The sequence below is a fragment of the Arachnia propionica genome (genome assembly GCF_900637725.1).
Taxonomy (GTDB): Bacteria; Actinomycetota; Actinomycetes; order Propionibacteriales; family Propionibacteriaceae; genus Arachnia; species Arachnia propionica.
In genome coordinates, this window is the sequence record NZ_LR134406.1 from 3,196,804 (window position 1) to 3,220,411 (window position 23,608).

Genomic DNA, 23,608 nt, shown 5'->3' on the forward strand with positions numbered 1-23,608 from the left:
TTCTGCATCTCGTGACCGCCCCTCCACGACCTCCACCTCAGTTCGCCAGCCCTACCGACGTCCGCTGGTCTTCCCGCCATCCGCCAGCCTCCCCGACGGGAACGCCAGCCCAACCGCCGAACGCCAGCGCTACAGCGCAGGCAAACGACGCGCAGGCAGGCAGACTCGTGATTGGCGAAGCCGACGCGATGAGCCGGACTACCCTGAGATGTAGCAGCGCAAGAAGGCAGGGAGGAGATATGACGCGCACCCACGACTGGGGAAGTTTCGAGGATTTCTTCACCACCGCTATGGCCCAGCCCGATACCGATTGGCGACAGACCCACAGTCACATAGGTCTGACCGGTACGGCTGTCGATGGCGCCCGCGCAGCGGCCGATCTCATCGCCGTCGGCGAACCCCTCATCGAGGCGTGGCGATTCGGCATCCTCCACACCGTCGACACCTACGACTCCGCACGCCGACGCGGAGGCACCGAGCTCGCGGCCCAGGTCTTCACCGAGGAGCCCCCGCCGACCGGTTCCATACACGTCGACGCAGCCTTCGCGGCCCTCGCCCGCCACTTGGCAGATCGCGATGGTTGGCCCCAACCCGCCTGGACCATGCGTCCCGAAAGAGTGAGTTCGGGCTGGTACGTCGCCGCACGTCCGGCAATCGAAGCCATGATCCGCGCCGAAACCCCGCCCATCTTCCGCGAACACGGTGTCTTCATCGCCGCCAACGACCTGGACCGGGCATGACCAGCGCCGCTCCGCTCAGTCGCGATGAGCTCCTGGAACTCCTTGAGGATCTGTCGCAAACACTGGCTCGTTCCGGCGAGCGGGCCCGCATGTTCGTCGTCGGTGGTGCTGCCATGTCGCTGGGCTACGACCAGACCAGAACCACACGCGACGTCGATGCTCTCTTTGAACCGAAGCCGTGCGTCCATTCCGCCGTAGCAGATGTGGCAGCCCGTCATGGCCTCGGTCCCGACTGGGTCAATGACGCCGCAAAAGGCTTCATGCCCGGCCCGGACCCCGACCCACGAACGGTTTATGAATCCGATCATCTCCTTGTGCAGGTCGCTTCACCCGAGTACCTACTTGCCATGAAACTCCATTCCGCCAGGCCGGGACGCGATATCTACGACGCAGCAATCCTCTATCGGACAGCCGGATGCACTTCGCCCGAGCAGGCACTGGACCTTCTCGAACAGCGATTCCCGGGACGTCTCCTGCCCAGGCACCAGTACCTCGTCCACGAGATCGCAGCGCAGGCCGAAACAGACGGCGACATCAGTCGCTGACCTTCCAAGAAGGACTGGCCCAACCGTAGTCCACCACCTAACCCGACGAGAACACCAGCCCAACCGTCAAACACCAGCGCTACAGCGCAAGCACACGACCACAAGGCAAGCGCAACCAGCTTCAGCCTCTCGACGGGTGCCCGGAGCTGAGGTCAGGTCTGCTTGCCGGCTGCCAGAGTGGTTTCGACTCGGGCCGCTCCTTCGTCGCGGCCCGGCTCAACCAGCTTCGTCCCGACCCCCCAACGCCAACCTTCCCGTCATCCGCCAGCCTTCCCGACGGGAACGCCAGCCCAACCGTCAAACGCCAGCGCTACAGCGCAAGCACACGACCGCAAGGCAAGCGCAACCAGCTTCGGGATCGCGGTTTCGACTCGGGCCGCTCGTTCCTCGCGGCCCGGCTCAACCACCTTTGGAGAGCGCGACTCCCCCCGTCATATCCGCGCTGACTCGATCAATTCCATGGAAAACGGCCATAAAAATAGAGGGTTTTGTCCACCTTTCGGACATTTCCTTAAATCAACCCCGCCGCGACCCCGACACCGACCATAGTTTCCTTTTCCATTCAACTTCCGACACGCCCGGGAACGAACGGTTCGGAACCAGCAAAAGCGCTTGTGGCGATCGTGTGGATACTTTCGGACACACCGAGAGTATCCCAATACCCACCCAGGCCCGGGGAATCAGCATATGATCGCCACAAATGCGCAGTTCTTGATCATGATGACGTGCCGTGTTGCCACTTTTCGGATTCAAGCACACACCGCACGTCCATGACCGCTGCGCACTTCTTGATATCGAGGCAAGGGGGTTCACACCATGCACACCCGTCCAGGCAGTCCGCGTGTGTCCGTCATCGTCCCCACCAAGGACGAGGCCAGGAACCTAGAGGTGCTGCTCCCGGATATGCCGGACGTCCACGAGGTGGTTCTAGTGGACGCGGGGTCGCGCGACGGCACGGTTGACGTCGCACGACGACACCTATCCAATCTCCAGGTCATAAACCAGACCCGCACCGGCAAGGGCAACGCCCTGGTCTGCGGGATGCACGCCGCCACGGGGGACATCGTCGTCACCCTCGACGCCGACGGTTCCGCCGACCCGTGCGAGATCCCCGCCTTCGTCGACGCGCTCGTCAAGGGCGCGGACTTCGCGAAGGGGTCGCGGTACATGACGGGCGGGGGTTCCGTGGACCTGACCCGGCTGCGCTCGGCCGGCAACTGGGGCTTGAACGTGCTGAGTAACCTCAGTCTGGGCACGAAGTTCACCGACTTGTGCTACGGCTACAACGCGTTCTGGAAGGACATCGTCCCAGCACTCAGGCTGCCGGACCCGGACCTGCCCCAGCCCGCCGACGGCAGCCGCCTCTGGGGCGACGGCTTCGAGATCGAGACCCTAATCACGGTTCGCGTCGCCCAGGCGGGCCTGGCGGTCACCGAGGTTCCCAGCTTCGAACTGAACCGGATCCACGGCGAGAGCAACCTGCGCACCTTCGCCGACGGCCAGCGGGTACTGCGCACCATCGCCACCGAGACGGCCCGCCACGGCCGCGCCAAGCGCGCCCGCCTGGTCGCCGCCCCGGCACGTCACCACCTGCCCACCTGCCGCCTGCGCTCACGCGAGTGGGAACACCTGAATGTCTGAGGACCCTTCTGGATCACCGGCGGGCGACAACACCCAAGCCCCGGAAAGCGTCACCGTTGTCGTCTGCGCATACACGCTGGACCGCTGGACGGACCTGCACGACGGGGTGCTGGAGGCCGCCCGTCAACTCCGGGAATCCGGGCGCGAGGGCCGGGTGCTCGTGGTCGTCGACCACAACGACGAACTCCTGGCCAAGGCCGGTGAACTCGCGGGTCCGCTCGTCGACGTCATCGCGAACACCCACAGACGGGGCCTGTCCGGGGGCCGGAACACGGCGATCGGGTTCGCCGACACGGAGGTGATCGTCTTCCTCGACGACGACGCCACCCCGGAACCCGGTTGGCTCGAACACCTCCTGGTCCCCTTCGCGGACCGCGAGGTGCTGGTTGCCGGCGGCGCCGCCACCCCCCGCTGGCCCGACGGCGCCGTCAGGCCCGTATCGCTGCCCGCCGCCCCCAGCGGCCGGGGCGAACTCGACTGGGTGGTGGGCTGCACCTACGAGGGCCAGCCCACCACCCTGGCCCCGGTGCGCAACGTCATGGGCTGCAACATGGCGTTCCGGGCCACGGTCTTCGACACCGCCGGGTTGTTCGGCGAGGACCTCGGCCGCGTGGGTCGCGTGCCTTACGGCTGCGAGGAAACCGAGCTGTGCATCCGAGTCACCCGCCACCACCCCACCGCCGGAATCCTCTTCGAACCGCGCAGCCTGGTACGCCACCACGTCAGCCCCGACCGCCTCAGGTGGAACTACCTGTGGCGTCGCACCTACGCCGAGGGCATCTCGAAGGCCGCAGTGACCGAACGCACCTCGCACCAGGCGTCGCTTTCCACCGAGATGTCCTACGCCACGCGCATCCTGCCGCGCGCTTTCCTGCGGGAACTGCTCTCGGCCCCCCGCACCCGTGGCCGGGGCCTGGGGGGCGCGTTCGCGATCGCATCCGCGCTCGCGATGACCGGTATCGGCTACGTCGTCGGCCACATCGCCATCCGATGGCGCCGTAGCAAACAGAGCCGCCGCGAACAGAAAGGAAACCCCCGGTGAGCATCGCCTGCCGCCTGTGCGGCAACAGCAACCTCGTCTCCGTGCTCGACCTCGGGGCCAGCCCGCCGTGCGAATCCTTCCTGTCTGAGGAGCAGCTCGACCAACCCGAGGTGACCTACCCGCTGCACCTGAGGTTGTGCCCCGACTGCCTACTGCTGCAGATCCCGGCCCTGATCACACCGGAGGAAACCTTCGGCGGCGACTACGCCTACTACTCCTCCTGCTCCGTCTCGTGGGTCGAGCACGCCCGGCGGTTCGTCGACCAGGCCGTGGAATCCCTCGGACTCGGCCCGGACGGTTTCGTCGTGGAGGTGGCCGCCAACGACGGCTACCTGCTCCAGCACGTCGTGAACCGGGGCATCCGCTGCCTCGGCATCGAACCGAGTCTCAACTGCAGCGAAGCGGCCCGCGGCAAGGGCATCCCCATGCTGAGGGCCTTCCTCGACGAGGCGCTGGCGGCCAGGGTGCGCGACGAACACGGCCCGGCCGATCTGGTCGTCGCCAACAACGTCTTCGCCCACATCCCCGACATCACCGGCTTCGCCTCCGGGTTGCGGGGCCTGGTCGCCGACACCGGGCGGGTCTCCATCGAGGTGCATCACGCGTTGTCGCTGATCACCGCCGCCCAGTTCGACACCGTCTATCATGAGCACTTCCAGTACTGGACGGTGCTCGCCGCCCGGCACGGGCTCGCGGCGGGCGGGCTGAGGCTCGTCGACGTGGAGTTGCTGCCCACGCACGGCGGGTCGATCCGGTTGTGGGCGGTGCCCGGGGAATCGGATGTCACCGAGAACCCGCGGGTGGCGGAGGCAGAGGCGGTGGAGCGGGCCGCAGGGCTCGACTGCCCCGAGGGCTACCTCGGTCTCGCGCAGCGGGCCGCCAGGATCCGCGACGACCTGGTCGCGTTCCTGATCGAGGCCCGGCGGGCGGGACGCAGGGTGGTCGCGTACGGCGCACCCGGGAAGGGCAACACCCTCCTCAACTACTGCGGCATCCGCCCCGATCTGCTGGCCTACGCCGCGGATCGCAACACCTTCAAACACGGTCGCTACACCCCCGGTACCCGCATCCCGGTGGTGTCGCCGGAGCATCTCGTCGAGGACTGCCCCGACGACGTGCTCGTGCTGCCGTGGAATCTCCGCGAGGAGATCACCGCCCAGCTGACGGCCACCTTGAGAGCCGGGACCCGGCTCGTGTGGCCACTGCCCGAACTTGAAGTCGAAACCTTGGGGAAACAATGAAAGTCGTACTTTTTTGTGGTGGTTACGGCATGCGCATGCTCGGGTGGAGCGGAGAGGGGCTACCCAAACCGCTCCAGCTCGTCGGTGACCTGCCGTTGGTGGTGCACGTCATGAGCCACTACGCCGCCTACGGCCACACCGATTTCGTGCTGTGTCTCGGTCACGCCGCCGATCAGATCCAGGACGCGGTGAGCCTGGTGGTCGCGAACCATCCGAGGGCCCGCCACTGGAACGTCGAATACCTCGACACCGGCATGGACACCCCGATCGGGGAGCGGCTGTGGCTGGCTCGGCATCTCGTAGCCGGCGAGGAGATGTTCTTCGCGAACTACTCCGATGTGCTCTCCGACGTCTCCCTCGACGACATGGTCGAGAGAATGAAGGCCTCACCGGATGCCGCGGCAATGATGCTGGCGGTGCGTCCGAACGCCTCGTTCCACGTGCTCGACGTCCGCGAGGACGAAACCGTCGCCGGGTTCCACTGCCTGACGGAACTTCCGATCCGCGAGAACGGCGGCTACCTGATCCTGCGCCAGCCGTTCTTCGACCTTCTCGGCGACGGACGCAACCTGGATGTCGCCTTCGAGGCGCTCCTGGCGTCCCGGCAGCTGATCGCCTACCGGCACGACGGGTTCTGGCTGCCCGCCGACACCTTCAAGGAACGCGCCCTGCTGGACGCGATGTACGACTCCGGGAACGTGCCGTGGGGCCGTCGCGACATGGTGACGGTGCCATGATCCTCGAACCGGTACATCACCTGGTGCTGGCGGGGGCGCACTGCGACGACATCGCAATCGGCGCGGGCGCCACCGTGCGCATGCTGTGCGGGGCCACCCCCGGGATGCGGGTGACAGCACTCGTCCTCACCGGCGCGGGAACCGTCCGCGAGAACGAGGAACGGGCCGCCCTGGCGGAGCTGTGCGCCGGGGCGAGCCTTGACGTGCGGGTCGCGGGTTTTCCCGACAACCGGCTCCCGGCCCACTGGGGCGAAGTGAAACAGGCCGTCGTGGCGCTGCGCGAGGCGGGGGAACCAGACCTGGTGATCGGCCCCCAGCAAGGTGACGCGCACCAGGACCACCGGCTCGTCGCCGAACTGCTGGCCCAGACCTTCCGCCGCCAACCGGTGTGGGGATACGAGATCGCGAAGTACGAATCCGACCTGCCCACACCGGCCACGTTCGTGCCCGTGCCCGACGAGGTGGCGCGCCTCAAGGCCGACGTCATCACCCGACGCTACCCCAGCCAGGCCGAGGGGCATCCCTGGTTCGACGCGGAGGCGTTCACCGCGCTCATGAGGCTGCGCGGCATCCAGTGCAACCACCGGTACGCCGAGGCTTTCGTCGTGCCCACCACCACAGTGAAGATCGGAGTTCCCGCATGAAGGTCCTGCTCACCGGCCACCAAGGCTACCTCGGCACCGTCATGGCCCCGGTGCTGCAAGCAGCGGGCCACGAGGTCACCGGCCTCGACGTCGGCTGGTTCGCCGACTGCGTGCTCGGCCCCGCCCCCACCGACCCGCCCGGCCTGCGAATCGACCTGCGGGACGTGACCGCCGCCGACCTGGAGGGATTCGACGCAGTCATTCACCTGGCGGCGTTGTCGAACGACCCCCTCGGACATCTCGCACCCGAGATCACCTACGACATCAACCACGCGGCCTCGGTGCGGCTCGCGCGGCTCGCGAAACAGGCGGGCGTGGGCAGGTTCCTGTACTCCTCGACATGCAGCGTCTACGGCGCGGCGGGCGACGGGCTCGTCGCGGAGGACGCCGACCTGGCGCCGGTCACCCCGTACGCGATCAGCAAGGTGCGGGTCGAGAAGGATCTCGACGAACTCACCGACACGGACTTCTGCACCGTCTCGCTGCGCAACGCCACCGCCTTCGGTTTCTCCCCGCGGCTGCGCGCCGACATCGTGCTGAACAACCTCGTCGGGTACGCCCTGCTGACCGGTCAGGTGCTGGTGCTCTCCGACGGCACCCCGTGGCGGCCGCTCGTGCACGCCGCCGACATCGCCGAGGTGTTCGCAGCCGCCCTCACCGCACCCGCCGACGAGGTGCGGGGTGAGAAGATCAACGTCGGCACCGAGGCGAACAACGTCACCGTCGCGGAGATCGCGGAGGTGGTCGCCGCCGAAACCGGAGCGGCGGTGCGGATCACCGGCGAGGCCGGCAACGACCCACGCTCCTACCGGGTGGACTTCTCCCGGCTGCGCCGCCTGCTGCCGGGTGCGAACGTGCGCCGCAGCATCGCCGACGGGGCGCGGGAACTGGTGGCCGCCTACCGCGACCACGGCATGACCGAGGACCTGTTCACCCACCGGTTCGTCCGGCTCGCCCGGATCCGCGAACTGCAGGAGAGCTCCCGGATCGACGCGGGGCTCCGGGTGATGCCGTGAGGCCGCGAACAGCGGGGACGGCGGGGACGAATCATGGCTGAGTGCATCCTGTGCGGCTCCGATGCCGGCGTGATCGTGCTCGACCTGGGTGCCCAGCCGTCGCCGAGGCACTGGCCGCTGCCCACCGACCCGCTGCCCGACCCCACCCACGCGCTGGCGCTGCGGCTGTGCCCCGACTGCGGGCTGGCGCAGCTCGACGCCGACGACACCACCGAACCGGAGGTGCCGGTGCCGGAGCCGCAGGCGGTCGTCGACCAGGCCCGCCGGGCGGTCGCGGACCTGGGGAGGCTCGGTCACCTCGACGGCCGGACCTCGGTCGTCGAGTTCGGTTCCCCGCACGGCGGCAGCTGGCTGCCACTGCTCGACCTGACCCCGACCGACGGCCCCGCGGACCTGGTGGTCGACAGCTTCGGTTTGATGCACGAACGCGACCTCCCGGCCGCCCTCGCGCGCCGCGCCGGGGCGCTGGCCGACGACGGCCTGGCCGCCTTCCTCATCCAGCCGCTGGGCGATGTCGTCGCGCAGAGCGCCTGGACCGTGCTGCGTCACGGCCACCACGGCTACTTCACCCTCACGTCGCTCAGGACCGCGCTGGGCACGGTCGGGATCACCCCCACCAGTGTGCTGCGCTACGACCTCTACGGTGGGGTCGCGGTGGTGCTCGCCAGCCGCGGTGGACAACCCGACGCCGACCTGCTGGCCGCCTACGACGACGAGTCCCGGCGGGGATTGGCGATCCCGGAGGGGCTCGCCTGCCTGGCGGAGGCGGTCTCGGCCTCGACGGGGCGGCTGCGCAGCTACCTGGAGGGTCACCGCGCCGCGGGCACGCGCCTGTTCGCCTACGGCGCCGCGTCGAAGGCCGTCGCGGAACTGGCGATGGTGGGGGACGCCGCCGGCGCGATCCTCGCGGTCGGTGACGCGTCACTTGCCAAGCAGGGGCGCTGCATGCCCGCAAGCCGCATTCCCGTGATCAGCCCGGCAGAACTCGTCGCGGCGGATCCCGCAGAGGTGCTGCTCCTGCTGCCGGATCTCCACGACGAGCTGCTGGCCACGCACCCATCTCTCGCGGGACGGGTCGTGGTGCCCGGGGCCGGTCCTACCGGGACACCCCGGCCCATCCCTCCCGGCGGTGCCGCCACCTGCCCAGGCACGCCTGGGCGTAACGCAGGGGACCGGTGAGGGCGCTGCGCATCTCCAACGACCCGAGCGAGGCGGTGTATCCCCGCGGAAACCCGAACTCCGCGTCGGTACCCTCCGGATCCGACGAGCCGCCCCGGGCGATCACCCGCATCCTGGCGACCGCGCCCGGTACCTTCGGCAGCGCCAGGCGCAGCAGCGACGGCGTGAACAGGATCTTCGTGAACCACGCCCCCATCCCAGTGCCGTACCCGCGGGCCTGGGCCTTGAGCGCGGGAAGGTCGGAGCGGTGACGGTGCCAGGTGATGGCCGAGGGTTCCACGCTGATGGAGTACCCGGCCGCGAGCATGCGCAGGTACAGATCGATGTCCTCCCCGCCCTTGGTGGGCTGGCCACCGCCCAGGGTGACGTCGAACCCGCCGACGCTCTCGAAGGCCGTCCTGGTCAGCGCGGTGTTCGCGCCCGTACCGTAGGCGCCCACCTGGAAGGGGAACAACGGCAGCTCCGGTGGCGGAGAGGACAGCGAGTACACACGTGGTTCCCGCGCGTCGGCCCAGGTCACGCGCTGGTCGAACCACGCCTGCGTGCGGGTGCGGATCTCGCCGCTGGGCACCAGCCCGCGCACCAGCCCCACGTGAGGGTCCCGGGCGAACCCGCGGGCGATCCCCGTCAACCAGTGGCGGTCCACCACCACGTCGTCGTCGATGAAGGCGATGTACTCGTTCACAGCCACCCGCAGCCCCCGGTTGCGGCCGTGGGAGTTCCCCGCGAGCGGCTCGTGGGCGTAGCGCACCCGGGGGTCGGGGTGTCGCAGGGCCAAGTCGCGGGTCTCGGACGTGGACCCGGCGTTGTCAACAACCACTACCTCGAGGTCCGGGTAGTCGCTGGCCAGGACGGAATCCACCGCATCCCTGAGCAGTCGTCCCCGGTCGCGGGTGCAGATCACCACGCTGATCGGCGGCCGGGGCGGTTCCGGTTCCGGGACGGCAACGGGAAGTTCGTCGACGGCCCGCCGAAGTTCGTCGACCCGGACCTGCCCCTCCTCGATGCCCACAGTGACGAACCCGCGCAGGGCTTGGTCCTCGCGCACCAGGAAACGGGCTCTGTGATAGTCCGATCCGCCGGCCAGTTCGAGCCTCGAATCCGACGGCGCCGATGCCAGGTCGCTAAGATCGAGTTCACCGACCCATACCGCACCGGCCCACTCGGGGTTGTCGCTGCTGCGCATAGGTTGTTCCAGCATTACGTGACTCTACCCGGGGGCAGAAACCATCCACCGCCCGCAGAGCGTGACATCGCGCGTAGCCACGAGGGGAATCTCAGATGAGCATCGACTCCCGGAAGGGTGGGGAAAAAGCCACCGCCGTCCCCGCGCGTGTCTCCATCATCCCCGACCCGGAGATGGAACCAGTCGCCATCACATCGGTGGCCAAGGATGACGAGGATCTGCTGAACCGGTTCTGGGTGGCTCTGCTCGTCGCCTTCCTCGGGGTGGTGGGCACGATGCTGACGATCACCGGCGGCAACGGCGGTTTCCAGGGGGTGTTGGTGGCCCTCCTGCTGCACACCGTTCCCGGCCTGGCGATCGGGGTGGTGTATCGGCTGCGTGGTCTCGACCTGATCCTGTCGTGGTTCGTCGGCAGCCTCGCGGTGCTGATCCTGTGCTCGCTGCCGATGGCGCTCACCAGCTTCTGGCATCCGCGGGTGATGGCCACACTGATCCTGCTCGCCTCGACGGCGGTGGCCGTGTGGGTGGCGTGCAAACGACCGCCGACGCTGGAGGCGACGTGGGTGCGCCGGACGGGCCGGGCGATGATCGGGCCGATCGGCCTGGCCACGGCCGGGTTCCTCATCGCCGTGCTCGCCGCGGCCGCACAACCCCAGTCACCGGCCCTCTACGGCGCCGCCCTGGCCGCCGGTCCGCTGTGGTTCCTCGGGCTGGGCGCGATCGTGTTCGCCGTGTGCTGGGCATTCTCCAGCGTCGGCGGGCGCAGCTGGAGCATCGTGCTGCTGGCAACCGTCGTCCCGATGAGCCAGGCCGTGATGTACGGCACGCCGACGGTGCAGGTGGCGGCCCGTCACATCGGGTTGGTGAACCTGCTGATCGCCAATGGGGGCCTGGACCGCGAGGCCGGGATCTACCAGGCCTACTCGGGTCTTTTCGCATCCAGCGCACTGGTGCAGCAGGCCGCAGGCTGGCCGGACCTGATGATGTACGCCGCCGTGTTCGGGGCCGTCGGGGCAGGCGTGAACTGCCTGGCGGTCGCGCAGCTGGCACGCTACTTCGTCGATGACGAACGCGCCTGGTGGGCGGGGTTGGTGTTCGCGCTCGGTTCCAGCCTCACCACCAGCTTCTACGCCCCCCAGGTGGCCGGCCTGGCGTTCGTGACGACCGCCACCACGGCACTGCTGCGCAACAGCGCGGGCCTGAAGTGGTCTCGGGTCTGGGCCGCCCTGGCGCTCTCGATCACCGTCGCCCCCACCCATCAGCTCAGTCCCTTCCTGGCGATGCTGATCTGCATCGCCTTGGTGGTGGTGCGGTTGATGAAGCTGTGGTGGTCGCCTGTGGTGCTGGTGGCTCCCGCCGTGGTCTGGGCGCTGCTCAACCGCGGCGTACTGAAGTCGTACGTGTCCCTCGGCGAACTGTTCAACATTTTCTCGAACTTCAAGACCCCCTCCAGACCGAGTTCCAGCGCCCTCACCGCGGATCTCGTCAACCGGGTCACGTTCTGGGTGCCATCCATCGCGCTCGTGTGCATCGGTGTCGCCGCGCTGGTCGCCCTGATCCGTTTCCACAACCGCATGACCCTGGGGCTCGCACTGGCCGCGGCGAGCCCGGTGGGCCTGTTCGCCGCGAACTCCTACGGTTCGGAGGGCATCTTCCGGGTCTCGTTGTTCTGTCTGCCGTGGCTGGCGATCATCGGGTCCATAAACCTGCCCCGGACCGGCCGGCGGTTCTGGACGGTGCCGTGGCACCCGATCCGCAACGCCGGTGTGGTCGCTTTGACCGCGGTGTTCGTCGTCGGAACCACCGGCATGGACTACACGCGGGTGATCAACCCCGAGAACGTGAAGGCCGTGACCTGGGTGGAGGAACACGTCACCGCCGACACCCAGGTGTTCACGCTGGGCAGCGAACTCGCCGAGCCGCTGCACCTGCTGGGGAAGAACATGTTCTACCTGTCCCGGGAGCTGGTGCTGCGCGACAAGACCACCGAGGTCTACCCCTCCAGGGCCGGTGCCGACTATGATCCGCAGGCCGACCTCAACATGCTCATGCGCTACTGGATGGAGGTTCCGGCGAGGGTGCGTTACGTGCTGGCGAGCGACCGGATGAAGGCATTCGACGAACGCTACGGCCAGCAACTGGCCTCCGACCAGGCCCGCCTCGAGCAGGCGCTCCGGAAAACCCCCGGGGTCACCGTCGCCTACCAGGGGGATGGGGTCGCCGTGTACGAACTCCCGGAAAGCAGCGTCTCATGACCGTCGCAGTCGTTCTCCTCGCCCACGACAAACCGAACCTGCTCCGACGGCTGGTGGGGGCGCTGGACGGGCTCCCGATCTTCCTGCACGTCGACGCGGGCGTGCCGCAGCAGATGCACGACGAACTGACCGGCGCGCTTCCCGAGCGGGTCCGGTTGCTGCCGCGGGTCTCCTCGGGATGGGCGACCTTCGGGTTGGTGGAGGCCGAGCTCGCAGGTTACCGGGCTGCGTGTGCCACCACCGACGCCCAGCACGTCGTGATGATGACGGGGGCGGACTACCCGCTGGTGCACGTCGAGGGGCTCGTGGAGCGGCTGGCCCGGGCGCGGGGCAGGTCGTGGGCCAGGATGCGCAGGCTGCCGATCAGGCACTGGGGTCCGATGGGTGGCTACGACCGTTTCGTGTTCGGCAACCGGGTCAGGGACCGCAAACGCGTCTGGTCGTTGATTCCCAGGCGCTGGCCGAAGGGGATTCGCCCCGCGGGCGGTTCGCAACTGAAGATCCTCGCCCGCCACCACGCCGAGCTGATCTTGGAGATCGTCGATTCCCGGCCGGATCTCGTCGACTACTTCCGCACGACGTGGATCCCCGACGAAACCATGATTCCCAGCCTGTTGGCCTCCCCCGCGTTCGGCGCCCGGTGGGATTCGAGTCACCTGCCGGGGGCCGCGTGGTACATCGACTGGGGCAAACAACCCAGCCCCAATCCACGCTGGCTGGACGAAGCCGACCTCCCAGCGCTGCGCGCCGCCCGCACCCGGGAGGTCTCGCCCGTCCTGTTCGCCCGCAAGTTCCGCGAGGACTCCACCGCCCTGCTGGACCGGATAGAGCAGGACCTGTGGCCGCTGCCATGAACCCGGAAGGAACGACCACCCCCCCGGAGCCTCCGGAAGAGCCGGCCAAGGTCGCGGGCAGGGGAGGCACCTCCGACCTGTTCGGCCGGGGAATGCTCTACGTCGTGATCTGGTCCATGCAGATGGTCGTGGCGACGGTGGTCTCCCCCGTGCTCACCCACGTCCTGCCGGTGGCGGCGTTCGGGTCGCTGTCGGCCGCAATCGCGCTATACCAGCTGTTGATCGTTCTCACCGTGCTCGGTCTGGACCAGGCCCTCGAAATCCAGCGGGTGGAGGACGACGACCCCGCCCGCGCCCGCGGACTGCTGGCCGCCGGTTTGGCCATCGACGTGGTCATCGTCGGGGGCATCGCGTTGCTGTCGCCGCTGTGGGCGCCCGCCCTGGGGTTCTCCAGCTACACGCTGGTGCTCATCACGCTGGGCTGGACCGCGCCCGGCGCGGGGGTGATGCTGTCGTTGTCGCTGCTGCAGGCCGAGGACCGGTTCGCGCGGTTCGCCACCGTGTCGTTGATTTCGACGGTGGGTGGTCTGCTGCTCGGTCTGGCGCTGCTGTTCACCTGGGAGCGCACCGCGGAGGTGTACGCGCTGGGCGGGATCATCGGGCAGGTGGTCGCGCTCGCGCTGGGGTTGGCGTGGACCAGGCCGCGGCTGGCGGGGCTGTTCGACAAGGAGACGTTGCGTCGCGGGCTTCGTTTAGGGATTCCGCTGGCCCTCACCGGTTTGTCCACCTTCCTGCTCACCGCCGGGGACCGGTTCATCATCCAGCGCATGCTGGGCGAGGTGCAGGTTGCGCGCTACCAGGTGGCGTTCACCATCGGCAACGTCGTCACGCTCATGTTGACGTTCACCAACCGCGCCTGGTTGCCGCGTCTGAAGAATGTCGTCGACGACGCCCAGCGGTGGCGGGTGATCGCAACCTCCCGCGACGGCGTGTTCTCGCTGGTGGCGTGGGCGGTGCTGGGCGTAACCGTCGCGGCTCCCACGTTGCTTCAGATCTTCGCGCCCTCCACCTACGCGCAGGAGGAGCTGGTCGCGGTGGTCGCGCTGATCGGGTTGGCGGCGTTTCCCGTCGCGGCTGCGGCGGCGAGCAGCCAGATGCTCGTCACGATCCGCTGGTCGGTGCCGCTGGCGTGGGCGTCGGTGGTGGCCGTGGTGGTGAAGATCGCCGCGACCTTCGCCCTCACGGTGCCGTTCGGACTCAACGGCACCGCGGCCGCGACCTTCCTGGCGCTGTTCGCGCAGGCGGTGGTGCTGCGGCTCGCGGTGACGCGACGCCACGCCCCGGTGCGGGTGGCCTGGCCGGTGGTGGCGCTGATCGTCGCCGCGGTGGCGGGTTGCGCCGCATCGATCCTGGCCCCGCAGGAGCCGGCCTGGAGGATCGGCCGGTTCGCGTTCTCCTGCTGCTGCCTGGTGCCGTTCTTCCTGGGTCTGCGACACCTCCAGACCGCCTGACCCAGGACTCCCGAAACCGGTTGATCCGGGCCGCACCCACTCCCTCTTAGCTGATTGAACCAGCACATGATCACCCCCCCTCAAAGCTGATTGAACCAGCACGCGAGCACCCCTCCTCGAAGCTGGTTGAGCCAGCACGTGAGCGAAGCGAACGGCTGAGTCGAAACCACCACTGGCACCCGGCAGCCAAAACCCGACCCCAACACCCCGAACACCCACGACATGGTTTCGACACGACCCACTCGCTGACGCTCGCAGGCCGGCTCAACCAACTTCAGAGAGGACAAAGCCGGTTCGAACCGAGCCGCGACCCCCTCCCCGTAGCTGATTGAACCAGCACGCGAGCACCCCTCCTCGAAGCTGGTTGAGCCAGCACGTGAGCGCCAGCGAACGGCTGAGTCGAAACCACCACTGGCACCCGGTAGCCAGAACCCAACCCCAACTCCCCGGACACCCGCAAGATGGTTTCGACACGGCCCACTCGCTGACGCTCGCAGGCCGGCTCAACCAACTTCAGAGAGGACAAGACCGGTTGAGGCGGGCCTTGGCTGTGGATCTTCTGTTCCACAGTCGCTGTCGCACCGTCCAGGCGCGCCAGGAGACGTGGGCCGCGGCGGGCGCGAGGTGTCGCAGGACGGCCGGGATCTCGTAGCGGGGGTTGTTCGCGACCTGCTTCAGGAACCGGAGGTGATCATCGAGTTGCTGCCGGTTGTGGCTGTTGGAGAACGACTCCGTCCAGATGCGGAACGCGGCGTGGGCCTCGGGTTGGCCGAACATGTCGCCGCGGGTGAGGATCCGCAGCCAGGCGTCGATGTCCATGACGAACACGTTCGAACCGTTGAATCCGCCGATGGCGTCGTAGTCCTTGCGGCGGAACATCACGCATGCGGGTTCACCGACCGGGTTGATCCCGAACCGTACCGTCGCCCTGGCGACCTCGGAGACGCCGCGACGCCCCAGCAGCCTTGGTAGGCCCGCGTTGCGGGTCAGGATCCTGCCGTTGCCGTCGATGAAGTCGCGGCGGCACGCGACGAGGGCGAGCGACGGGTCCTCCAGGAGCGTGGCCTGTGTGGCCAGGCAGTCCGGGTGGATGAGGTCGTCGGCGCACACCACTTTGATCAACTCGCCGCGGGCCTGCTCGACGGTCGCACGCCAGTTGGCCGGCAACGGCAGGGTTTCCTCGGATCGGATTAGCCGGATGCGTGGGTCATCGAACCCGGCGATCACGTCGCTGGTGCCGTCGGTCGAGCCGTTGTCCCGGATCACCACCTCGAAATCGGCGCGTGCGCTGGCCAGCACCGACCGCAGGGTCGCCACAAGGGTCGACGCCCCTTGATAGACCGGGATGCAGACGGAAATGTGCGGTTTCATCATTTGTTCACCGGACTCCCCCGAGAAGCTGCGGGCGCTCTGCCGACCCCCCGGCCCGCTCATTTCTGCATCCTAGCGTGTCGCCCCCTGCTGATGGGGCCAGCACGCTTCCCCACCCGAAGATGATTTGTGATGAGCGAACCACAAGTTAGGGTTCTTTGGTGTACAGGAAGGGAGGGATCTTGATACCAAGCCGAATAACTCGACCTTTGATGGCGCTGGGACTTGCAGCTGCGACGATCACCGGGGGACTGCTGGTGCAGCCGCGAAACACGGACCAGGACTTGGCCGCAACCCCCGCTCCTCTCAGTACGGAGCGGATAACCCCGAGGACGACACCACCAAGCTCAAGTCACCCCGTCGACGCTGGGGCGGCCATCACGGCGGCGCCGAGCACCACAAGCGGCGAGTCCTCGCCAACCGCCACCTCTCCGACGACCGGGGCCTCGACGTCGACGCAACCGACGAGCAAGTCCCCGACCCCGGAGCGGACACCCGTGTCGAGGTCGTCAGACGAACGCTCACCCCTGGGTGATCCATCGTCCGGCGGGTCCTCGCCCAGCGAGTCCGCATCGCCGCAGCAGTCCTCCGGGAATTCGTCCGGCCACAGCCGTTCCGACGCCGAGATCAACGGCTGGAACATCGACTACTTCGAGGGCTTCGACACATCCCTCGAGGAGCTGGGCTGGGAACACTACGGTTGGGGCAATCCCGAGGTCGGGCACGGAGCCATGGGGGTGATGTCCGACAAGAACACGTTCGTCCAGAACGGTGAACTGATCGTGCGCACCGAATACAAGGACGGTAAGTGGCATGCCGGCGGCACTAGCACGGAGAAGGTATTCACGGCCTCGCGTGGTCGCTGGGAGGTTCGTGCCAGGTTCCCGAGGGCCAAGGGAATTGGCTACGCCTTCCTGCTGTGGCCAAAGGACCAGGGCTGGCCGCCGGAGATCGACTTCGCCGAGGGACGGGTCAACGGACCCGAAATCATGGGAACCTACCACTGGGATTCCGACAACAAGCAGGACCACAAGTTCGTCGATCACGAGGACCTGGGTGGTTGGCACACCTACGGCGCGATCGTGGAACAGGACCACATCATCTTCACCCTCGACGGCAAGGAGTGGGGCCGGATCGACCAGCCGAACATCACCGACACGCAGATGTTCTGCGGTTTCCAGACCGGGGCGATGGATCCCAACGGTAAGGAGGGCCACACCGAGACCGTCGACGGCGGTGTCCCGGGTGCACTCACCCCGCCTGTTTCCGACATCCAGATCGACTACGTCGCGCACTACACCAGGAGCTGAGGGCGCCTGATGCGGGCGGGGCCGACGTGAGGGCCTCTACGAGGTGACGAGCTGCATCAACTCGGTGTAATCGGCAACGACGTCGTATGTGACGTCGTTGCCGTTCTTCTCGCTGAGTGACGCGAAGAACTTGCGGGCGCACTCGATCTTGGCATCTTCGACGCCCTTGAGCTGGCGTGTGGACAGCGAGCCCTTGGTCTCGGCGACGAAGTAGAGGTGCTTGACGCTGCCCTCGGTGAACGCGATGGCCCAGTCGGGGTTGTAGTCACCGACCGGCGTCGGGATGAAGAACCCGCGTGGGAGCTTCGCGTAGACAGCAACCTCGTGGCTGGTATCGAGCTCGGTGACGAACTTGCGCTCGATCCTGGAGCCGGTGACCACGTAGTCGTAGATGTGCTTTTTGAGCTTAGCCCCGGCCTTTGAGAAGTCCTGGGCGGTCTGGTTCTCGGTGAAGATCGCGGAATCGAATCGGTCTTCGAGCGCGTCGTAGGTGAGGTGTTCGACGATGACGGTGGCCTTCTGCTCGTTGATGAGCCGAGCCGCTTCGGTGATGAACTGCTCCGGGTTGAGGCGGAATTTCGCGAAGGTCCCTGGTGTGATGCCGCTCAGGATCGCGGCAACGGTGCGGCGGGTGAGCTGGGTCTTCTCGGTGATCTCTCCCAACAGGTCGTATTTCACCTGAGAGTGGGCGTTCACGGTCTCGGTGTGGGTCTGCATGGTTTGCATCGCGAAGCCGGAGCCGCTGCTGGTCAGGTCGTCAGCCTTCAGCTGCTCCCGCTGCCGGCCGGCTCGCACGACGTATTGCAGTGCGGCGACGTTGAGGTGCCTGTCGAGGTGCGCGATCGCCTTACGGATCAGCTCTGCGGAGTCGAACTCAACCTGGTAGACGGCCCGGTGGTTGATCCGACCCCACAGTTCCTGGAACTCCTTGCGCGCGAAATTGGCTTCGTTCAGCGGAATCTTCTTCGGCCTGCGGTCATCGGTGGGCACCGGCAGATCAAGGTAGAGAACATCGATCAGGGGCCACACGAAGTCGATGACTGGCCCCAGCACCTCAGAGGTCGGCGCGGCGAGTGTCCCTTCCTCCTTGGCCTGCTTGTAAGCGTCCGCGATCGTGTTGTCATCGTTCACGTAGCCGTTCTTGGCCAAGTACTTGCAGAGCGCCTGCGCAACGGCTTCCCCGATGACCAACTCGCCGGATGGGGTCTGGATCGTCTTGCCGACGAAGAACGCGACGCTGGCCTTGCGTGGCCGCGCGGCCAACGACTCGGAGATTTCGCGTTGGAGGCCGGTCACGAAGTCGGTGTAGGACTCGTCGGTCACGACGGTCAGCTCGTTGATGTCGTGCACGGTGACGGGGTTGTCCATCCGCTCTCCGTGCTGGTCGACGGACAGCCGTAGGCCTCGTCCGATTTCTTGGCGGCGGGAGACGGTGTTGTCGCTCTTCTTGAGCATCCCCATGACGAACACGTTGGGGTTGTCCCATCCTTCGCGCAGCGCCGAGTGGGAGAAGATGAACCGCACTGGTTCGGCGAACGAGAGCAGCCGTTCCTTGCCTTTCAGGATCAGGTCATAGGCATCCGCGTCGGTGGATTGGCCCTTGTCGTCGCCGCGTCGGGAGACCTTGCCGTCGATCTGGTGCTTGGTCTTCTTGTCGATGGAGAAGTAGCCCTCGTGCACCTGCCGCACGTCGTCGCGACGCAAGTAGGCCTGATACTCCTCGGTCGCCGCGTCGATGGCGAGTTCGCCGAGCACCTCGTCACGAATCGCGGCGTACTCCTCCTCGAACATCCGCGCATAGTCGCCGAGAGTGTCCTGACGGCTGTAGTCGCGGTACTTGGCGACCTCGTCGATGAAGAACAGCGAGAGCACCTTGACGCCTTGGCTGAACAGCTCGCGTTCCTTGTCCAGATGGGCACGAACGACCTCACGAATCTGGATGCGCCGCTTGGTCTCCTCGGTGACGTCCCGGTCGGCCAGTTGCCCTGCCGCGACCACATCGCCGCTGCTCAACTCGATCACGTCGCGGTTCGCGTCGATCTCGGTGATGAACAATCCCCTGTAGGCCTCGATCCCGTTCGAGACATCGTGAAGGTTCGCGCCCACGTCGAGACGCTTGACCTGCCGCCGGATGCCCGTTGCCGTCTGCACCTCGACCTCGATCCTCGCACGCGGTTTGGCGCCCTTCGCGATCTCAATGGCGTCCAAGTACAGGTAGGCGGTCGATCCGGCGAGTCCTTTCACGGTGATGCCCCGCACGGCGATCTTCTTCACGAGCTTCTGGTTGTAGGCGTCCAGCGCGTCGAGTCGGTGCACCTTCGTGTGATCGACCTTGTGCGTGGCGGAGTACCGGAGCAGCATCAGTGCGTTGAACCGGGACAGCGCTTCCAGCGACTTGGGTGCGCCGATCTTCTGCGGCTCGTCGATGATCACGATCGGGCGGTTGGCGCTGATGACATCGATCGGGCGGCGGGACTGGAAGTCATCGAGTTCGTCGTAGATGCGCCGGTTGTCCTTGCCGGTGGCGTTGAAGGCCTGGATGTTGATGATCATCACCTGCACCCCGGCATCGGAGCTGAACCGCTCCAGCTCGTGCAGCTGGGACGAGTTGTATATGAACGAGCGCGGTTTGGTGCCGTAGAGCTGTTGGAAGTGCTCGGCGGTCACGTCGAATGACTTCTTCACTCCCTCGCGGATGGCGACCGACGGCACCACGACGATGTACTTCGACCAGCCGTACCGCTTGTGCAGCTCCATGATCGTCTTGATGTAGACGTAGGTCTTGCCGGTACCTGTCTCCATCTCCACATCAAGGTTCGGGGCGCCCGGCGCGGCGGCGCTGGAGGCGAGTTTCGCCGACAGCGGGAGGTTCCGCGAGCGCTGCACCGCGTGCACGTTCTCCAGCAGTTGTGCGCTCGACAGGACGATCTCGGCGTTGCGCAGGCCTGCGTCCGGGCGTTCCACCGCCTCGAACAGCGCCGGGGCGGTCACGGAGCCAACCTTGCCGGGGTCGATCCGGTAGGAGATGCCGTCATGCTTCGGCTGCCCGGCGAAGGTCTCGACGACAGCATCGACGGCGTCAGTCTGGTACTGCTGGACCTTGAACTGGAGCTTCATCGAGTGTCTTTCTTTCTGCAACCGGCGCTGTTCGTCGTCGCTGCTAGAAGGGTGTGGGCGGCCGGGATGCGTGTGCTCACGCTGATCCCGAGCCTCTGGCGGTACCGCTGGCGTCGTCATCCTTCTTGCGCGGGGGCTCGGACTGCACACTTTCGTCGCCTGCGTAAGAAAGCTCCCAGCGTGGCTTCGTGCGGGTGCCGCGATTGACGATGACACCGCGACGCCGCAACTTCGTCAGGAGGTTCGTGATCTTGGTCGCCTTCTGCTGCTCGGTGAGCGCTTCGCTGAGCGCGGGCCGGAGCAGCGCCTCCACGTCGCCACGGTTTGCGTAGCCCTGAACTCGGAGGAAATCAGTCAGAAGAGCCGCGTAGTGCGCATCCGCCTGGGGTCGGGTACGGATGTAGTCAGCCATCGCTCCGGTCGCAGCAGCGACACGAGGAGTGATCCGGCGATGGGGCTTACGACCCTCGATCAACCCGACTCTGCGCAGGTGGCGGGCAGCCTTCTCGCTGATTTCGAGGCCCTTCTGAACCCGATCCAGCGCAAGCACGTCTTCAAGCGGAAGATCGGTGCGGACCATGAGCAACTGAGAGTAGGACTCATCAATCACAGCACCCGAGATCGTGAGCTTCACCTCGCCGGTGGTACTGAGATCGTAGTCCGGCAGCGGCAGGAAACGACGCACCTGATCCTGCACCATCCGATGGATTCCGTAGCCCATCTGGTCAATGAGGTTCAGTTCCGTCATTGCCTCCACGTGGATGTGATGCTTCAACGCCTGACGCTGCTGCACCTCGAGGAGATGCGACGTTCCGACCACCTGCCGAGCATTCGAGATGCCGAACACGAGCCACCCCGACGCGAGGCCGCGCAGGTTCGCCTCGTTGCTCAACGCCGAGACGTACTCACCAGTCTTGTCCGCCGAGAACTGATGTGCAGCCTCCTTGAACTCGACAACCTCGTTCTCCCAACCAGCCAACAGCCGGTCGAGGAGTCCGGTGAGTTCGTCGCTCGTCAAGGTCATGTCGTTCCTCAGATTGTCCTTACCTCAGTCGCGGGCGATACCTCGCGGAACACCTGCTCCGCGTTGATGCGCGCCGCGTCAGAGTCGAAGGCATCGTCGCGGAAAACCGCACGTAGCGGCCCGCGCTCTGCGATCCCCCGCACGACCTCGGGAGTCACAGACTCCGCGAAGCACGCTACCAGCGCATCGGCATCAACAGAAAGTACCTCCCGGCCATCTATGTGCTCGCGCGTCATTGGTAACGACAGTTCAAGTCCCCAGTCAAGGAGCACTTGGAACAACAGGTCCTCACCGGAACGGTCCGGCTTGACACTTGAGGCCAGATCGTCGAGACCAAGCTGTTCCGTGTCATCCGCAGTTTTCAGCACATCTGCCCTGTTGCTGCTATAGACGCGTAGGGAGCGAAAACCAAGATCGAGCCCGACACTGACAAGACCAGTTCTGTCGCCAATTCCGAGGGCCATACGCCGGATTCGTTCCCGGGAAAGGTCTGCAATGTTCCTGATGCCGATACGACCAGCGGCCCCTCGCGCGGGAATCGGCTCAGGCAATTGGACCATTACGAACCGGCGATCGCCGCCGTCCTCTGCATTCAGTTTCATCGTCGCAGCCGCGGAGGACCCGGACCCGGCAAACAAATCCATGACCAGATCTTCGTTATGAACGGAAGTCGCCTGGCGAATCAAGAATGTCAACAATTCCAGCGGCTTGGGAAAGTCGAATACCTTCTCGCCCTCAAATAGAGCCATCAATGACTTCGTTGCATTTTCAGTCGAGTACCAGCCCAAGCTGGTAACGAATGCCTTACGGTCGTTGACATAGGAGTCGATGAACTTCTTCTGTCGAGGCATCCCCTCCGGAGAGTCCGGGAAGAGAACCAAGCCGTCAGCAATCATCTTGGCAATTCGACTGCGCGAAAACGCCCAGTTCGCATGGAACTCGTTCCCTGTCCTGGGGTCACTGATCGTGAAAAAATTGTCTTGGGCCCCAGTTGCCTTCATGCTCTCTGAACGCCAGAGGCCCCGGGGGTCGCCGTCCGGGTTGGAGAAATCGGCTTCGTCACGATCCAGCCCCTGGAACCGCACGCTGTCGACGGTCCGTGCATATACGACGATGTACTCATGGTTAGACATTAGAAGCGTCTTCGGAGGAACTCCGCGAGCGGCGTTCTTGGTCGTCCATACGAACTGTGCGACGAAATTCTGCCTGCCAAACACCTCGTCGCAGGCAAGTCGGAGATTGGACACTTCGTTGTCATCTATTGAGATTGCTATGATGCCTGATTCGTCGAGCAGGTTTCTTGCCAGCTTCAATCGCGGGTACATCATACTGAGCCAGTCTGAGTGGAAGCGACCGTTTGCCTCGGTGTTCGCGACGAGGCGGTCTCCTGTTTCTGATCTCTGACCGGATCGGGCGAGGTAGTCGGCGCTGGTTTCTGCGAAGTCGTCCTTGTAGACAAAATCATTGCCGGTGTTGTAGGGCGGGTCGATGTAGATCAGCTTCACCTTGCCGAGGTATGACTCCTGCAACAGCTTCAATGCATCGAGATTGTCGCCTTCGATGAACAGGTTCTTGGTGGTGTCGAAGTTCACCGATTCCTCGCGAACGGGCCGGAGGGTCTTGGCGATCGGCGCGTTCGCCGCGAAGGCGGCCGCGCGCTTGCCGGGCCAGTCGATCCGGTACCGCTCCTGCGGCCCCTCTACGATGTGGCCGGAGAGTTCCTGGCGCAGCAGGTCGAAATCGACGGCTCTTTCTGGGTTACCCTCGGCGTCGCGGCTCTCGGTCATGACGTTGGGGAACAGCTCGGCGATCTTGTCGATGTTGGCCTGCGTGAGGTCGGGCGATGTCATGCGCAGTCTCTCCACGGGTTACCTCTGCTGTTCCAGTTCGTACTGTTTCGTCGTTGCGGAAGTTGTGGGACTCGTCGATCACGACGAGGTCGTAGGCCCCAGTTGATCCGATCCAGCCGTGGACCGAGCGACTCACCCTTGGTGCGCGACAGATCGGCGTGGGCGAGCACGTCGCAGTTGAAGCGATCGGAGGCGAAGATGTTGGTCGTGAGGTTGGCGTTGCAGTTCGTCCGGTTCTCGGCGTACACGCTGGCGATGTGGTCGTGGACGACCTGCGTGACGTCGCTGACCTGCTGGGGGTTGTTCCAGAACGGACCCCGGTCTCGCCGACCCCTCGGCCAGCTCGACACTGTTCGTGGTTGTCTCGGTCATCATGACTCCTTCTGCCCTCACGGGCGATGGAGC

The 23,608-nt window shown here is 66.0% G+C and carries 18 protein-coding genes; 13 read left to right on the top strand and 5 right to left on the bottom strand.

Annotation, left to right across the window (positions count from 1 at the left end):
• The first annotated feature begins 239 nt into the window (after positions 1 to 239).
• From EL272_RS14290 to EL272_RS14330, 9 genes are all read left to right on the top strand, one after another.
• A complete protein-coding gene (locus EL272_RS14290; protein ID WP_197720271.1) occupies positions 240 to 740 on the top strand; it encodes a hypothetical protein in 501 nt (166 codons plus the stop codon).
• Positions 737 to 1,285, top strand: coding sequence for a DUF6036 family nucleotidyltransferase (locus EL272_RS14295; RefSeq protein WP_061787530.1), 549 nt, complete (start codon positions 737 to 739; stop codon positions 1,283 to 1,285). The genes EL272_RS14290 and EL272_RS14295 overlap by 4 nt, the downstream gene beginning before the upstream one ends.
• Before the next feature lie 843 nt (positions 1,286 to 2,128).
• Positions 2,129 to 2,926, top strand: a complete 798-nt coding sequence (locus EL272_RS14300; protein WP_073970023.1) for a glycosyltransferase family 2 protein — start codon at positions 2,129 to 2,131, stop codon at positions 2,924 to 2,926.
• Positions 2,919 to 3,968 (top strand): glycosyltransferase family 2 protein, encoded by a 1,050-nt coding sequence (locus tag EL272_RS14305; protein WP_061787528.1) that lies wholly within the window; start codon positions 2,919 to 2,921, stop codon positions 3,966 to 3,968. The genes EL272_RS14300 and EL272_RS14305 overlap by 8 nt, the downstream gene beginning before the upstream one ends.
• Positions 3,965 to 5,209 (top strand): class I SAM-dependent methyltransferase, encoded by a 1,245-nt coding sequence (locus EL272_RS14310; RefSeq protein ID WP_110644236.1) that lies wholly within the window; start codon positions 3,965 to 3,967, stop codon positions 5,207 to 5,209. The genes EL272_RS14305 and EL272_RS14310 overlap by 4 nt, the downstream gene beginning before the upstream one ends.
• The gene (locus EL272_RS14315) at positions 5,206 to 5,946 is read left to right on the top strand and encodes a glycosyltransferase family protein (RefSeq protein ID WP_014847912.1); all 741 of its coding nucleotides are present in this window, start codon (positions 5,206 to 5,208) and stop codon (positions 5,944 to 5,946) included. The genes EL272_RS14310 and EL272_RS14315 overlap by 4 nt, the downstream gene beginning before the upstream one ends.
• A complete protein-coding gene (locus EL272_RS14320; protein WP_014847913.1) occupies positions 5,943 to 6,590 on the top strand; it encodes a PIG-L deacetylase family protein in 648 nt (215 codons plus the stop codon). Before EL272_RS14315 ends, EL272_RS14320 begins: the two co-directional genes overlap by 4 nt.
• On the top strand, positions 6,587 to 7,606 hold the full coding sequence (locus EL272_RS14325) for an NAD-dependent epimerase/dehydratase family protein (RefSeq protein WP_014847914.1): 1,020 nt from the start codon (positions 6,587 to 6,589) through the stop codon (positions 7,604 to 7,606). Before EL272_RS14320 ends, EL272_RS14325 begins: the two co-directional genes overlap by 4 nt.
• 33 nt (positions 7,607 to 7,639) lie before the next feature.
• Positions 7,640 to 8,785, top strand: coding sequence for a hypothetical protein (locus EL272_RS14330; protein ID WP_061787527.1), 1,146 nt, complete (start codon positions 7,640 to 7,642; stop codon positions 8,783 to 8,785).
• On the opposite strand, the gene EL272_RS14335 is transcribed toward EL272_RS14330, so the two are convergent.
• A complete protein-coding gene (locus EL272_RS14335) occupies positions 8,703 to 9,986 on the bottom strand; it encodes a glycosyltransferase family 2 protein (protein WP_082793821.1) in 1,284 nt (427 codons plus the stop codon). The genes EL272_RS14330 and EL272_RS14335 overlap by 83 nt on opposite strands.
• Positions 9,987 to 10,066: 80 nt before the next feature.
• On the opposite strand from EL272_RS14335, the gene EL272_RS14340 reads away from it, so the two are divergent.
• The 3 genes from EL272_RS14340 to EL272_RS14350 are packed head-to-tail and all read left to right on the top strand — an operon-like array spanning position 10,067 to position 14,531.
• Entirely contained in the window at positions 10,067 to 12,226 is a 2,160-nt protein-coding gene (locus EL272_RS14340) for a hypothetical protein (RefSeq protein ID WP_061787525.1), read from the top strand.
• A complete protein-coding gene (locus tag EL272_RS14345; protein ID WP_061787524.1) occupies positions 12,223 to 13,080 on the top strand; it encodes a beta-1,6-N-acetylglucosaminyltransferase in 858 nt (285 codons plus the stop codon). The genes EL272_RS14340 and EL272_RS14345 overlap by 4 nt, the downstream gene beginning before the upstream one ends.
• Complete coding sequence (locus EL272_RS14350; RefSeq protein WP_244926091.1) at positions 13,065 to 14,531, top strand: oligosaccharide flippase family protein; 1,467 nt, start codon at positions 13,065 to 13,067, stop codon at positions 14,529 to 14,531. The genes EL272_RS14345 and EL272_RS14350 overlap by 16 nt, the downstream gene beginning before the upstream one ends.
• A gap of 513 nt (positions 14,532 to 15,044) precedes the next feature.
• Here EL272_RS14350 and EL272_RS14360 read toward each other — a convergent pair.
• A complete protein-coding gene (locus EL272_RS14360) occupies positions 15,045 to 15,965 on the bottom strand; it encodes a glycosyltransferase family 2 protein (RefSeq protein ID WP_014847919.1) in 921 nt (306 codons plus the stop codon).
• A 434-nt stretch (positions 15,966 to 16,399) separates the two neighbouring features.
• Here EL272_RS14360 and EL272_RS14365 point away from each other — a divergent pair, with 434 nt between their 5' ends.
• Positions 16,400 to 17,212, top strand: coding sequence for a glycoside hydrolase family 16 protein (locus EL272_RS14365; RefSeq protein WP_014847921.1), 813 nt, complete (start codon positions 16,400 to 16,402; stop codon positions 17,210 to 17,212).
• Between the two features lie 36 nt (positions 17,213 to 17,248).
• On the opposite strand, the gene EL272_RS14370 is transcribed toward EL272_RS14365, so the two are convergent.
• The 3 genes from EL272_RS14370 to EL272_RS14380 all read right to left on the bottom strand — a co-directional run bounded on the left by EL272_RS14370 (position 17,249) and on the right by EL272_RS14380 (position 23,203).
• Positions 17,249 to 20,329, bottom strand: a complete 3,081-nt coding sequence (locus tag EL272_RS14370) for a type III restriction-modification system endonuclease (RefSeq protein WP_061787523.1) — start codon at positions 20,327 to 20,329, stop codon at positions 17,249 to 17,251.
• Positions 20,330 to 20,405: 76 nt separating this feature from the next.
• Complete coding sequence (locus EL272_RS14375; RefSeq protein ID WP_061787522.1) at positions 20,406 to 21,353, bottom strand: AlbA family DNA-binding domain-containing protein; 948 nt, start codon at positions 21,351 to 21,353, stop codon at positions 20,406 to 20,408.
• 8 nt (positions 21,354 to 21,361) lie between these two features.
• Positions 21,362 to 23,203, bottom strand: a complete 1,842-nt coding sequence (locus tag EL272_RS14380) for a site-specific DNA-methyltransferase (RefSeq protein ID WP_244926092.1) — start codon at positions 23,201 to 23,203, stop codon at positions 21,362 to 21,364.
• Between the last annotated feature and the right edge of the window lie 405 nt (positions 23,204 to 23,608).

Excerpts from the sequence above, each read along its gene's own strand:
- EL272_RS14290 (WP_197720271.1), top strand. The coding sequence starts at position 240 with ATGACGCGCACCCACGACTGGGGAAGTTTCGAGGATTTCTTCACCACC.
- EL272_RS14295 (WP_061787530.1), top strand. The coding sequence starts at position 737 with ATGACCAGCGCCGCTCCGCTCAGTCGCGATGAGCTCCTGGAACTCCTT.
- EL272_RS14305 (WP_061787528.1), top strand. The coding sequence starts at position 2,919 with ATGTCTGAGGACCCTTCTGGATCACCGGCGGGCGACAACACCCAAGCC.
- EL272_RS14315 (WP_014847912.1), top strand. The coding sequence starts at position 5,206 with ATGAAAGTCGTACTTTTTTGTGGTGGTTACGGCATGCGCATGCTCGGG.
- EL272_RS14320 (WP_014847913.1), top strand. The coding sequence starts at position 5,943 with ATGATCCTCGAACCGGTACATCACCTGGTGCTGGCGGGGGCGCACTGC.
- EL272_RS14325 (WP_014847914.1), top strand. The coding sequence starts at position 6,587 with ATGAAGGTCCTGCTCACCGGCCACCAAGGCTACCTCGGCACCGTCATG.
- EL272_RS14330 (WP_061787527.1), top strand. The coding sequence starts at position 7,640 with ATGGCTGAGTGCATCCTGTGCGGCTCCGATGCCGGCGTGATCGTGCTC.
- EL272_RS14335 (WP_082793821.1), bottom strand. The coding sequence starts at position 9,986 with ATGCTGGAACAACCTATGCGCAGCAGCGACAACCCCGAGTGGGCCGGT.
- EL272_RS14340 (WP_061787525.1), top strand. The coding sequence starts at position 10,067 with ATGAGCATCGACTCCCGGAAGGGTGGGGAAAAAGCCACCGCCGTCCCC.
- EL272_RS14345 (WP_061787524.1), top strand. The coding sequence starts at position 12,223 with ATGACCGTCGCAGTCGTTCTCCTCGCCCACGACAAACCGAACCTGCTC.
- EL272_RS14360 (WP_014847919.1), bottom strand. The coding sequence starts at position 15,965 with ATGAGCGGGCCGGGGGGTCGGCAGAGCGCCCGCAGCTTCTCGGGGGAG.
- EL272_RS14370 (WP_061787523.1), bottom strand. The coding sequence starts at position 20,329 with ATGAAGCTCCAGTTCAAGGTCCAGCAGTACCAGACTGACGCCGTCGAT.
- EL272_RS14375 (WP_061787522.1), bottom strand. The coding sequence starts at position 21,353 with ATGACCTTGACGAGCGACGAACTCACCGGACTCCTCGACCGGCTGTTG.
- EL272_RS14380 (WP_244926092.1), bottom strand. The coding sequence starts at position 23,203 with ATGACATCGCCCGACCTCACGCAGGCCAACATCGACAAGATCGCCGAG.